The 12,222-nt window shown below is 43.3% G+C and carries 10 protein-coding genes; 7 read left to right on the top strand and 3 right to left on the bottom strand.

The genetic code is table 11. The features are described 5' to 3' along the window. Nucleotides 1-18: 18 nt before the first annotated feature. The 6 genes from AC1XUE_RS04330 to AC1XUE_RS04305 all read left to right on the top strand — a co-directional run bounded on the left by AC1XUE_RS04330 (nt 19) and on the right by AC1XUE_RS04305 (nt 8,108). A complete protein-coding gene (locus AC1XUE_RS04330) occupies nt 19-1,485 on the top strand; it encodes a RagB/SusD family nutrient uptake outer membrane protein (RefSeq protein WP_483354700.1) in 1,467 nt (488 codons plus the stop codon). Between the two features lie 59 nt (nt 1,486-1,544). Continuing rightward, complete coding sequence (locus AC1XUE_RS04325) at nt 1,545-3,278, top strand: amidohydrolase (RefSeq protein ID WP_483354699.1); 1,734 nt, start codon at nt 1,545-1,547, stop codon at nt 3,276-3,278. After that, the gene (locus tag AC1XUE_RS04320) at nt 3,278-4,441 is read left to right on the top strand and encodes an LLM class flavin-dependent oxidoreductase (RefSeq protein WP_483354698.1); all 1,164 of its coding nucleotides are present in this window, start codon (nt 3,278-3,280) and stop codon (nt 4,439-4,441) included. Before AC1XUE_RS04325 ends, AC1XUE_RS04320 begins: the two co-directional genes overlap by 1 nt. Then, a complete protein-coding gene (locus tag AC1XUE_RS04315) occupies nt 4,438-5,850 on the top strand; it encodes an APC family permease (RefSeq protein WP_483354697.1) in 1,413 nt (470 codons plus the stop codon). Before AC1XUE_RS04320 ends, AC1XUE_RS04315 begins: the two co-directional genes overlap by 4 nt. Before the next feature lie 183 nt (nt 5,851-6,033). Then, on the top strand, nt 6,034-7,296 hold the full coding sequence (locus tag AC1XUE_RS04310) for a tetratricopeptide repeat protein (RefSeq protein WP_483354696.1): 1,263 nt from the start codon (nt 6,034-6,036) through the stop codon (nt 7,294-7,296). Nucleotides 7,297-7,781: 485 nt separating this feature from the next. Beyond that, on the top strand, nt 7,782-8,108 hold the full coding sequence (locus AC1XUE_RS04305) for a hypothetical protein (RefSeq protein WP_483354695.1): 327 nt from the start codon (nt 7,782-7,784) through the stop codon (nt 8,106-8,108). A 112-nt stretch (nt 8,109-8,220) separates the two neighbouring features. On the opposite strand, the gene AC1XUE_RS04300 is transcribed toward AC1XUE_RS04305, so the two are convergent. Further along, on the bottom strand, nt 8,221-9,081 hold the full coding sequence (locus AC1XUE_RS04300) for an HAEPLYID family protein (protein WP_483354694.1): 861 nt from the start codon (nt 9,079-9,081) through the stop codon (nt 8,221-8,223). Between the two features lie 1,019 nt (nt 9,082-10,100). Between AC1XUE_RS04300 and AC1XUE_RS04295 the strand changes: the two genes are divergently transcribed. Beyond that, nucleotides 10,101-10,571 (top strand): response regulator, encoded by a 471-nt coding sequence (locus tag AC1XUE_RS04295; protein WP_483354693.1) that lies wholly within the window; start codon nt 10,101-10,103, stop codon nt 10,569-10,571. Between the two features lie 87 nt (nt 10,572-10,658). Here AC1XUE_RS04295 and AC1XUE_RS04290 read toward each other — a convergent pair whose 3' ends face one another. After that, the gene (locus AC1XUE_RS04290; protein ID WP_483354692.1) at nt 10,659-11,630 is read right to left on the bottom strand and encodes a TIGR03885 family FMN-dependent LLM class oxidoreductase; all 972 of its coding nucleotides are present in this window, start codon (nt 11,628-11,630) and stop codon (nt 10,659-10,661) included. Between the two features lie 132 nt (nt 11,631-11,762). After that, complete coding sequence (locus tag AC1XUE_RS04285; protein ID WP_483354691.1) at nt 11,763-12,023, bottom strand: SemiSWEET family sugar transporter; 261 nt, start codon at nt 12,021-12,023, stop codon at nt 11,763-11,765. Between the last annotated feature and the right edge of the window lie 199 nt (nt 12,024-12,222).

The following is a 12,222-nucleotide window of genomic DNA, read 5'->3' as shown; positions in this document are numbered from 1 at the left end:
TAAAATCATCTGAATCAAATGAAAAAGACATATATAATGGGAAAGGCATTTAAAAGAACGCTTTTGTGGAGCAGTTTTTCTATAGTTGTCTTATCCTGCCACAGCAATATTCTGGATCTGCAGCCACAGACCAGTATCTCCGAGCAGACGGCATTTTCGACACCTGCAAAAATCCTCTCACAGGTCAATGGACTTTATAGTCAGCTTGGAGCAGAATCTTTCTATGGCGGGCGCTACATTATTTTCAGTGAGCAGAGAGGAAACGAGTTCAGCCAGAATGACGGAAACAATTCCACCGGTGCCAACGTGTGGAACCAGTCTATCACCGGCTCCGGAGATTTTGTCAATGCGGTTTGGAGCGCTGCTTACCGCACGATCAATTCGGCCAATACGCTGATTGATAAACTGAGTGAAGATATTTCTGTGATAGACCAGCCCACAAAGAATGCCTATATCGCGGAGGCAAAATTTATCAGGGCACTCAGTTATTTCAGCCTTGTTCAAACTTATGCCAAGCCCTACACACAAAGTAGCTCTGCGGTGGGTCTGCCGCTGAGGCTGAAGGGAGAAACCTCAGGAGGAAATAATGATTTGGCATTCAGTACCGTGGCTCAGGTATATGAGCAGATTCTGAAAGATCTGGATCAGGCAGAAACAGACCTGCCCGCCACTTACAGCACCGCATTGCTGAACTCCTCCAGAGCACATAAGGCATCGGCAATCGCCTTGAAAACCAGAGTGAATCTGGTGAAAGCAGATTATGCAGCTGTGGCTGCCGAAGCTGCCAAGATTGTTTCCGCAGGGGCTCCATTTCAGTATGTATCAGCAAGTCTTACACATAAACTGGAAGCAGATGTTAGCAGCGTTTTTACAGGCTCCTACACAGGCAGTGAATCGATTTTCACAATACCATTCCTTTTGCCTGCAGAAGCACCGGGGCTGCAGAGCTCTCTGGCCAGCAATTACCTCACACCGGTTATTTATCTGAACACAGCCGCGATCGTTTCTGATCCTGTTTTTGGAGCAGAATCAAAAGATGCAAGAAAAGGCCTGATTATCACCAACGCAACGGGACAAAATCTGCTTAGGAAATTCTCAAAGAATTCAGCGCCTTTTACAACTTATATTCCGGTTATAAGGTATGCAGAAATTTTGCTGAACTATGCCGAAGCCGCAGCACAAAACAATGATCTGGCGAAGGCAACTGCTTTGCTGGAGGCGGTGCGGAATCGTTCGGATGCCAGCTACAGATTCAGCACGGGTGTAGCTACTAAAACCGAACTAGTAGCGACGATTCAAAAGGAAAGGCGCATTGAATTACTCGGAGAAGGTTTCAGGTCTCACGATCTTTTCAGAACCGGTCAGCCGCTTCCGGCCAAAGTAGGTAACGCTGGTACAGCTCCGGCTATCGCGCCAACTGCCGCCAACTATGTATGGCCTGTGCCCAGCAATGAGCTGGCCTACAATAAGCTCGCACCCAGGTAAGGATAACATTTAGTGAGACGAAGCAGGTTAGAAGAATTTTGAATCAAATATAATTGAAGATGAAAAGAACAATTCTTGCAGTATCGGTGTCGCTCTTTTTTGTAGCGCTGAGACAAACGGATCGTAGCGGAATACAGAATGAGCAGACTGCCGATAAGATATTTATTAATGCGAAAGTGCTTACTGTTGATGCAAATAATTCAGTAGCCCAGTCAGTAGCGATTAGTGGAGGTAAGATTATTGGTGTAGGATCCAACGCTGATATTTTGAAGCTCAAAGCAAACAATACACAGGTTGTTGATCTGAAAGGTAAGACACTGATTCCGGGCTTTATTGACGGGCACAGTCACTTTATGGGACTGGGACAGACTAGAAATGCCAACCTCTCACCGCCGCCAATGGGAACAGTCCGTAACATTAGAGACATTGTTGCTGTTCTGACCAAATTTAAAAAGGATAACGATATTAAAGACGGAGAATGGATTTCTGCCTTTGGGTATGATACAGATCAGCTGGAGGAGCATCGTCATCCCGAAAAAAGCGACCTGGATCAGGCGTTTCCTGATAATCCTGTGGTGCTCACACATGCTTCAGGGCACATGGTCGTTGTCAATTCGCTTGCCCTGAAACTGTCGTCTTTAGATCAGACTACAAAGGATCCTGACGGTGGCACGATTGTCAGAAAAAAAGGTTCACAGGAACCGACCGGCCTGTTACAGGAATCGGCAGCCAGGTTGGTGAAACGGGCAGAAGCGAGAAAATTAACGCTGGAAGAGAAATTCGAGCAGTTAAAACAACAGCAACAGCTTTATGCAAGTGTGGGCATTACAACGGCTCAGGACGGGTTGTCTAGCCTTGAATCGGTGGAGCTTTTAAAGAAAGCAGCTGAAGCTAAGGTCTTGTACATTGATATCATTTCGCTTCCCTACTACCTTTTTCTGGACAAACTGATCGCTGATAAATCTTATCAGTTCGGCACTTACGATGCACACCTCAAACTCGGAGGTTTCAAGGTTACAGCAGATGGATCTCCGCAAGGCAAAACGGCGTTTTTCTCAAAACCTTACCTGACCGAGGTACCCGGCTGTAACCATGATGAATGTACCGGTTTTGCAAACGTGACCCAGGAAGTGCTCAACAAGGTAATTGTGACAGGGATCAAAAATAATATTCAGCCTTATGTGCATTGTAACGGAGATGCCACAGTGGACATGTATATCAAGGCAATTGAAAACGCAAATCTGCAGACAGGTATTTCGGCAGCAGTGCACAGGCCGGTTGTAATCCACTCACAATTTGTAAGGCCCGATCAGCTTGATAAATACAAGCAACTGGGGTTGGTTCCGTCGTTTTTTACAAACCATACTTTCTTTTGGGGTGATGTTCACGTAAAGAACCTTGGTAAAGAGCGTGCATTTTTCTCTAGTCCGCTTAAATCTGCGATCAAGCGCGGTATCACTTTTACCAATCATACTGATTTCGGTATCACGCCTATCAGCCAGCTTTTTTTGCTTGGATCTTCTGTAAACCGGCTTTCAAGAACCAATGTGGTGATCGGTCCGGACGAAAGGGTAACTGTTGCTGAGGGGCTGCGCGCGATTACAATCAATGGGGCCTATCAATATTTCGAGGAAAAGAACAAAGGCTCGATTGAGAAAGGCAAACTGGCAGATCTGGTGATACTCTCGGATGATCCTACTTCTATTGACCCGCTAAAAATCAAAGACATTCAGGTGTTGGAGACGATCAAGGAAGGCAAAACCATTTACGTAAAAAATACCAGTAAGAAGTAATGTTATCACAGATAGTACCCATTGACGTAAGAACGCCGGAGCAGGTGGCAGAGATTTCATGGTTTGACGATATTATAGGTGGCGATACACAGCATTTGGGCGTACTTGATACCCAGCGTCGCAGCAGCTTTAAACACTGTGCAGCTATTGCCAAGAATGCAGAGCAGCTGGGATTTACCAATATTTTGTTACCGACTGCCTATACGGTAGGTCAGGATGTGCTCACATTTGCGGCCGGTATAGCCCCTCAGACTGACAGAATCAATCTGTTAACAGCAATACGCACCGGAGAAATTCATCCGCCGATGCTGGCCAGGGCGATTGCCTCTCTGGACCACATGCTGGAAGGAAGGCTGGTTCTGAACATCATTAATTCAGATCTTCCCGGACTTCGGGAAAATCCGGATCTGCGCTACCTGAGATGCCAGGAAACAATAGAAATTCTCAAACAGGCCTGGACCCAGGACAGGATCGACTACGACGGAGAAATATATCAGTTCCACATGCCAGCTGATCCGGTGAAACCCTATCAGCAAAACGGAGGTCCGCTGCTTTATTTTGGAGGTACTTCAGAAGGATCAAGGCAGGTGTGCGCCAAACATTGTGATGTATTTCTCACCTGGCCGGAATCCGAGGAAAGTATCTATGCGACCATGCAGGATATGACTGCGAGGGCTGCTGAGCACGGACGTAAAATCGATTTCGGACTCAGGATCCATGTGATCGTAAGAGAAACTGAGGAAGAGGCAAGAGCTTATGCAAGAAAACTGATGTCGAAGTTTGACGAGAAAAAAGCGGCCGAGATCAGAGCCAGGGGAGAGGATTCTCGGTCTTTGGGTGTACTTCGTCAGGATGAGCTGCGCGAAACAGCAGACGAAGACGGCTACACCGAGGATATTCTTTGGACTCATATCGGGAAGGTTTTCTCTGGCTGTGGCAGCGGACTGGTTGGAAGCCCTGAGCAGATTATCGCCAAGCTTAATCGTTATATGCAAATGGGCATCAGAGCTTTTATATTTTCGGGTTTCCCGCTGATGGAAGAATCTGAACATTTTGCCAGGCTCGTATTACCTCATTTACCCAATGTTTCATTGTCAAAGCTACAGGGACGTATTCCTGAATCTGAGCCGTCGACGCCGCTAACCCACGCCGTACTACAATGATTGATGTTCAGACACAGGAAACAGAACTTAAAAGAGAGATCGGCTTAATAGACGCCACTCTGCTGGTAGCGGGAGGTATGATCGGTTCAGGCATTTTTATAGTCAGCGCTGATATCGTACGGAACGTCGGCTCATCAGGCTGGTTGATTGCCGTATGGCTGATCGGTGGTTTTATGACGCTTGCTGCTGCGCTGAGCTATGGTGAGCTGAGCGCGATGTATCCCAAAGCCGGAGGACAATATGTTTACCTGCGGGAAGCTTATAATCCACTTGTTGCTTTTCTGTATGGATGGAGTCTTTTTGCAGTGATTCAAACAGGTACAATAGCGGCGGTGGGTGTATCATTTTCCAAATTTCTTGCCTACTTTCTGCCTTGGGCCAGTGAGGACCTGGTGATTTTTGCCATCGGGAATTTTAAGGTGTCTCCGGCGCAGTTGATTGCAATCGGGTTGATTGTGTTCCTGACGTATGTCAATAAAAACGGCGTACGTGGAGGGAAAATTATTCAGACTGTATTCACTTCAACGAAGCTGCTCAGTATCATCGGTCTGATCGTTTTTGGCTTTATCTTTTTTAAAGCTGATGTATGGAATCTGAATTGGAGAGAAGCCTGGAAACTGCACAAAATAAATTTGGATGGCTCATCATCGGAATATATAGGAAAAGCGGCTATTGGTGGCGCGGTTGCCTCTGCGCTGGTGGGATCGATCATGAGCTACGAGGCATGGAACAATGTTACGTTCGTAGCAGGTGAGATTACCAACCCGAGAAAAAACATCGGTCTGAGTCTTCTGTTAGGAACCGTAATGGTAGCTGCGATTTACATCCTGCTTAACCTCATGTTCACCGCTGTACTGCCCATGGAGCAAATCGCTCTTACCGAAAAAGACAGAGTAGGAATTGCCGCATCGGAAGCTATATTCGGAAGTAATGGTACTGCTATTATTGCAGTTCTGATCATGGTCGCAACTTTTGGTTGTAACAACGGACTTATCCTTGCAGGAGCAAGAGTTTACTACAGTATGAGTCGTGATGGCGTTTTTTTTAATAAAATCGCAAAACTTAATAAACACGCCGTGCCGGAATTTGCACTTTGGGTACAGTGTATCGTTGCGTGTATACTGTGTCTGAGTGGGCGCTATGGTGATTTGCTCGATATGATCACCTTTGTGGCCGTGATATTCTATGTGCTTACCATTGCTGGAATTTTTATTCTCAGATATACAAAGCCGGATGTAGAGCGTCCCTACAAGGCACCGCTCTATCCATTGCTCCCTGCACTATATATATTAATGGGACTGGCATTCTGCATATTGCTGATCATTTATAAGCCTCAGTTTACATGGCCTGGGTTATTGATTGCGCTAAGTGGAATACCGGTTTTTTATCTGTTGAAGCTCCGCCGTTAGTTGTTGCAGGAGCCGGCAAAATTTTAGACGCGTTAACTTTGGGCATTCCGGTCTATTTCCGGAATGCCTTTTATTCTTATTTTCTCTGCTTTACTGTTGGTATGGAACTAAAATCGTCTGCAAATCTTTCTACACTGAATCAGTGTCTTATAAAAGTAAAAGCCGACCCGAAAGGATCAACTCATGTATAAATCAATTCTGTTTCTTAGTCTGCTGTTGTCTGTCTCCTTATTGCATGCACAGTCTAACACCACCGTATTAAAGGAAAAAAGTTTGATTAAAGGACAGACCATCTATCTCAATAGTAAAGCAAGGCTGGGTGGTAAGAGTCGGATTGTAGTGCCTGTAAAGCTTCCAGCAAATACTATTTCATGGTATTACTCTTTTTCTACAGTGAAAACCAATGATGCAGGTACGAAACTGGAAGGCTCAGGACTGGAAATTCAGATTGCAAGGCTGATCGCTAACGGAGCACTCAATGTAATCAAGGCGGGAATGGTTACCAATGTAGTCAGTCATCTTGTAAAGCCTACCGGTAGTGGTGTGGTGGATATATACCTGACGGATAGTAAAGGTTTCAAGGAATTTGAAAAAAAGGATTTGGTCGGCATGTATGACGTAGATGTTCCTGCCTTTTATCAGGAAGGGACGGCTCAGAACAGTAGAAACGGCGTGTTTCAGGTTCCGGTTGTCAGAAATGATCTGTATCTGTGTATCAAAAATCCCAGTGTGACAGAGGGCGTAGCTATCTCGGTGGATGTTGTCGCGATTGTTTCGGCCAAGGCGTATGTAGATGTATGGACAGCGAAAGGTACTGAGGCTATTTACACAGATTGCCTGAATGAATTTATCATCCGCGATAGTGAGGCTGAAACCATTTGTGATTGTAGTAGAAATCAGATCAAAAGCATATATACTCCTTCAAAATTTGCTGCATTAGCTCATTCGGAAAAGACAAGTTTGCTTCGTAATACAATCAAAGTGTGTTCAGAAAAAGATGGCTTGCTGTCGGAAGATTACAAAGATAATAAGGTGAAAGAACTTGCGCAGCTGGCAGCCGGACAGATCATTACGAAAGATTACGGCGGTGCAGTTCAATCATACAAAGCGCTTTTGGCAGCCGGTGTTACCTCTACAGATGTTTACAGTAAATTGGCATTCAGCCAATTGTGTGTCGGGCAACTGGAAGAAGCCAGAAAAAGTCTATCCATTGGATTGGGAAAGGAGCCGGAGAACATGTATTTGCTCGGAAATCTGGCTTATTACTATTTGCTGAAACCCGACTTTCAGGAGGCGATTCAAATTTTTGACAAATTGCAGGGTAAGAGGTTTCCGAACAGACAAAAATACAAGGATGTTGTCGCGCAGGATTTGAAGGAGTTTGAGCGCCTGGGTAGAAGAAATAACTACTTCGCACAGATACGACAGAAACTAAGGATTGATTAATCACCATCGTGCGAAAATCAGCTTTTTTGTTTATCTGATATACGATTACAAAAAAATAAGAGCTCCGCAAAATCCGGGGCCCCTATCTGACATTACTCAACGTTAGTTTGACCTACGACAAATGATAGCGAATGGATCGATGTCTTTAAAAAATTTTACTAATTTTTTTGTAGGTCATGATAATGGCAGATAGCGTCATTGCTATTTATAAAATCATTCTGGTTAAAATATCGAATCGTCCTTCAAACTTGTAGTAGTTATCCTATTCTACGTATCGGTAACGTATGTAGTATAACGTTGTTGATATTTTGGTATGTTCTAGATTTGTTTCTATACGCTAGTCCAATCTTGTCAAGGCAATTTATAACTATCTATCTATCAGAGCGTGATATGAGTTTTATGTGATTTATTTTAATAACGTTGTAGTTGCTTTTTCCTGAAAAAAGACGGTTATTTGGCTCATAATCCACTTACATTTACCCTCTATGAGACATTCCAACATTTTCGCTTACAACGAGCTCTCGAAATTTGCGGAGAATCTGTCGCTAAGTATTAATTCTGTCAAGTCTGATCTGATAGCGCAGCATGCCTATTTCAGAGTAATACCCGCAAATATGTTTTCAGAAGAACTGGCGCCTCGCTGGGAATCCATCTGTGAACGTGTGAAGCGTTTTGGACCTGCAGTAGACGAAGATAATCACGTCATTACCAATGAGGTGAAAAACACAATCCTTCATATGAGTGATCAGGAGTGTTATGAATTGACAGACCAAATTTTGAATCTTAGAAATAAGGTTGCTGCCGAATTTTAATAGAAAATATTCCTTAGTTTTTTATATTAGATTCCAGATATCAGCATTGTCTTATTGAGTGAGCTATCTGCATCGAGCGATTTATTGAACCGGCCAATGCAGATAGCTTTTTTTAGTGACGAATCCTGTGACCTGGCTCGTATATTAATCTGAGAAAAGTGCTGAGTCGTTCATCTGTCCGGTCTACGGGAATGCCGGTCACAATTCCGATAATCAAATTATCTGCTACGCTGACTCGCATCTGAGGACGAATCGTCAGATCAAACTTTCCATGATCAAATTCTTTGTTAAACTCAATACCGATGAAGTTTTTGGTCTTTGGAATCATGTAATGAAAGCTGGTATTAGCCTGGTAGACAGTATGCATGCTGCCTGAGGCAAAATCATGGTGAACAACTGGACCGGTGTACAAAAGGCTATGGAAATTTCCTCCCCAGCGTTTGGCGGCTATAAGGAAAGGATTGTATACATTCCCTTTTAAAAACTTTCCTTTCCCATAATCAGCAAATGCAGGCAGCTCCAGTTCATGCAGGTAGCCCACTGCCAATGTGGTTTTGTATTTTTCGGAGACTAAGAACGAATACTGCCCAGCCAGCTTAATACCGTTTAATCTGGATCCCCTGGATTCATTTAAGCGCGGAGCCGAAGGGTATATGGTAAAGGGCAACTCAACCTCAAGGCCCAGCCTGTCAATAGGAGCCCACTCATACTCGACCAGCGCAACGTATTCATCTCTCGAATACCGATCATTTAAACCAAGTCCTACGTTCCATTCTTTTTCACCTTTGCGGGCACCCAAATCCCTGATCAGGTCTATGTATAGCGGTTCGGCATGTAGCACTTTGGCCGGGTATTGCAGCTCTTCTACTTCTTGTATGTATAGGCTGTCTTCTTCATTTTTTTGTGCATAACATTCTTGCTGCCAGATAGTTGTTGCTATCAAGGTAAGCAGGGTGATCATGTGAAATTTCATTGGCGGGTGAAACGCTGTTAATAGGTTATAGTTGAATGTATAGTCAGGCCATCAGCCATTCTGTTAGCTGGTTGCAGCCATCGATTATAGGATAGGGATGATCGTTGATAATTAAATCTTCGGTAGCAGGTACAGATTGAAAATCCGTCGAGACTACGCGGGGATTAGGTATGTGAAATGCGAAATAAGAGCGCAAGTACTTTATAGCCCTGAGGCTTCTTAGAAAAGTCATGAAATACTAACCGATTCATTCAAGTAGACAAAGTTATCAGGTTGGAGAATACACAATCTGCAATTTTTGTATTTTAATCAGATTGTAATTAGATTGTTATCTCATTATAATAACCTGCTTTCGAAGCAAGGTTCGCGTAGGAAATGATCATTATAAGGCTTCATAAGGCCTGGATGCACAAGATGGCATACCATAGGAGAATGAATGAAGCCATACGTCATTGATAGCATTTAGGATAATAAGATGTTTTTTATGTGCAATGTCTGGCGAAGTTCTTCCACATTATGGGCAATCGTAATCATCAAAAATCTACTATTTCGCCAGACCATTTTATTCTGTCATCATTGGCGATAACAAATTTTTCTCAAAGGCCAATCAGAGATCGGAGTATCAATTACGGCTTGTACCGCATCTTCCAGTTGCTACCCGACAATCAATATTAGCGTGATTTCATGTCAGAAGTTGGAAACAAAAGTCCCTTTTCAGTATCTGAAATTTTATTTTAAAATTCTTTGCTTAACAGGTTTTATTGAATGTGAAGTCGTTAGGAAATGAAGAGGTGACATGTGTTTTCGTTTTTGATGTAGAAACAAAAGATTGCGACTATCTATATTTCAACTTGACAGCTTAAACCAAGTATAAGCTATGCAAACGTTTCCAAGTGTCCTGACTTGCTGAATTGATGAGATTTTTCACTCCGCGGGGTACTTTATCCCCAGGGTTGGCATAGGTTTTGGATTATTGCAAAACATAATGAATGAAGTATATTTTAACTTGGAAATGTAATATGAATCTACTAGCATCTAGAAAGGAGTTATCTATCTTCTTAGCAGAAGACGATCATGATGATGTCTATTTATTCAACAATGCGCTTAGTAAACTGGAAGTGAATCATGAGCTTACAGTATTTGGAAATGGCCTTGAGTTGATTCATGGATTGGAGAGCGTATTACCGGCAATTCCTGATATCATTTTTCTTGATATCAATATGCCCGTAAAAAATGGCCTTGATGCACTTAAAGATATCCGTCAGAAGTTATCTGCTAAACTGCCGGTATTTCTTTTTTCAACCACTGAGGATCGTGTTACGGTGGAGCAGGCCCGCAAATTAGGAGCTACCGGATATTTGTCTAAACCTAAATCTACCCGCGATCTGGAAGATCTTTTAATGAAAGTATTATCTGTAAACTGGCAGTCGCGCTCTGTACATGACTTTTATGTTCACCTGCAAGTAGCAGATATGATACAGAAGGTTTAATCTAAAAAACATTAGCCCAAGTTGAGGCTCTTGCGCTAATGCTTTTTATTAAGTTGCCTATCCTGTGGTTAAAATAGATTACCACTTTTATACAGACAGAATATGAGGTAGGACTGATTCCCCAAAGGCTTCAATAAAGGTGGATTGTTCCTTATTGACGTTATGAAGGTATAGTTGTGAAACACCTGCATCTATATCTTTCATTAACCATTCCAGGTGTTGATCAGTACTGTCTGAAATTCTGACAGATGCCAGCAAATCTTCAGCTTTCACCATGGCTCCGGCAGCGTCAAACCCTTGCGGTGATCTGATATCTGATAGCAAGGCGGAGCTAAATACATTGTTTCTCCATTGCTCGTGGGCTCCTGCAAGCGCTTTATCATAGGTATTGTCATAGGATAGCTGCACTTTGAGGTATACAGGCTTGCCTTCCCCACCTCCTTCATGAAAAGCAGATATGATACGTCTGAGTTGTTCCAGGCTTCGTGATGTGGTGATCATGCCGTCAGCCCAACTGCCTATCCATTTGGCTGTGGATTCTGTCAGTGCGGCTCCAATCACCGAAGGTATGTAGTCAGGGCGGGTGTATAGCTTCGCATCGCTGACCTGTACATGCCCCGAATAAGTTACTGTTTCACCGCGCCAGAGCGCGCGCATGATGTCGACACTTTCTTTTAAACGTTCATTACGGTGTTGTTTTAATGGCCACTTCTGCCCGTCGACATGTTCATTTAAAAACTGGCCACTTCCTGCTGCTATCCAGAATCTGCCTGGGTTCATTTCACAAAGTGTTGCTACGGCTTGTGCGATGATCGCCGGATGGTATCTCTGTCCCGGTGCATTGACGATACCATAATTTAATGTCGTCGCCTGCATGGCTGCACCTAACCAACTCCATGCAAATCCGCTTTCCCCTTGGGTTTCGCTCCAGGGATAATAGTGGTCTGAACTTAGCGCACTTGTAAATCCCGCCTGCTGTGCCTGCTGAACGAGTCTGAGCAAAACGCTGGGTTTGAATTGTTCATGTGATGCGTGGTAACCCACTTCAACTTTATTCATAGCAATAGCTAGTTCGTAAGAGTTTTCTATACTGACTGATAAATTGTTGAAATCTCTTTTTAAAATTTATGCCCACAGAGCCACTGCCGGGCGTTTATTAAGGTCAGAGATTAAACCGTCATTAGTAAGTTGCTAATTATCCTTGTACTTGAACTTAAGCCCCAGCATCGCAATGTTGAGCAGAATAGTAAAGATGTTTGTAGCTATAATCGGAATATCGTTTTTATCAAAACCGTAGTATACCCAAAGTGCATTACCGGTTAGAAGTACAATGAACATCAGCGTAGAGACCTCACTGGCTTTTTTCTTTTTTATGGTGGTAACTAATTGCGGAATTACTGCTGAAGAGGTGCAGATTCCGGCTACAATTCCCAGAATTTCGATAAAGTCCATATTCAGATTAACAGATTAAGGTATAGCCGTCATTATAATCCAGATGTTTTGACTTAAACAATAAAATTTGTCAGAGTCAAAACATTAGGATGGGGCAGCTCTTTATGAAAATGATGCCAGTTGAGCGAGAAGACGAATTCGTGTAGGTTAGTTTAACAATTCGAAAATTCGATTTTTGAAGATGTATCATATTAATATT

It is taken from the genome of Dyadobacter sp. HNCC25DJ187 (assembly GCF_056895255.1).
Note: the sequence above shows the minus strand (reverse complement) of the source record. Positions and strands in the feature narration are given on the sequence as shown.

Bases quoted from the DNA above. Each gene is read 5' to 3' on its own strand.
- AC1XUE_RS04290 (WP_483354692.1), bottom strand. From the start codon at position 11,630: ATGAATAAAGTTGAAGTGGGTTACCACGCATCACATGAACAATTCAAA.
- AC1XUE_RS04330 (WP_483354700.1), top strand. From the start codon at position 19: ATGAAAAAGACATATATAATGGGAAAGGCATTTAAAAGAACGCTTTTG.
- AC1XUE_RS04315 (WP_483354697.1), top strand. From the start codon at position 4,438: ATGATTGATGTTCAGACACAGGAAACAGAACTTAAAAGAGAGATCGGC.
- AC1XUE_RS04300 (WP_483354694.1), bottom strand. From the start codon at position 9,081: ATGAAATTTCACATGATCACCCTGCTTACCTTGATAGCAACAACTATC.
- AC1XUE_RS04310 (WP_483354696.1), top strand. From the start codon at position 6,034: ATGTATAAATCAATTCTGTTTCTTAGTCTGCTGTTGTCTGTCTCCTTA.
- AC1XUE_RS04320 (WP_483354698.1), top strand. From the start codon at position 3,278: ATGTTATCACAGATAGTACCCATTGACGTAAGAACGCCGGAGCAGGTG.
- AC1XUE_RS04295 (WP_483354693.1), top strand. From the start codon at position 10,101: ATGAATCTACTAGCATCTAGAAAGGAGTTATCTATCTTCTTAGCAGAA.
- AC1XUE_RS04285 (WP_483354691.1), bottom strand. From the start codon at position 12,023: ATGGACTTTATCGAAATTCTGGGAATTGTAGCCGGAATCTGCACCTCT.
- AC1XUE_RS04305 (WP_483354695.1), top strand. From the start codon at position 7,782: ATGAGACATTCCAACATTTTCGCTTACAACGAGCTCTCGAAATTTGCG.
- AC1XUE_RS04325 (WP_483354699.1), top strand. From the start codon at position 1,545: ATGAAAAGAACAATTCTTGCAGTATCGGTGTCGCTCTTTTTTGTAGCG.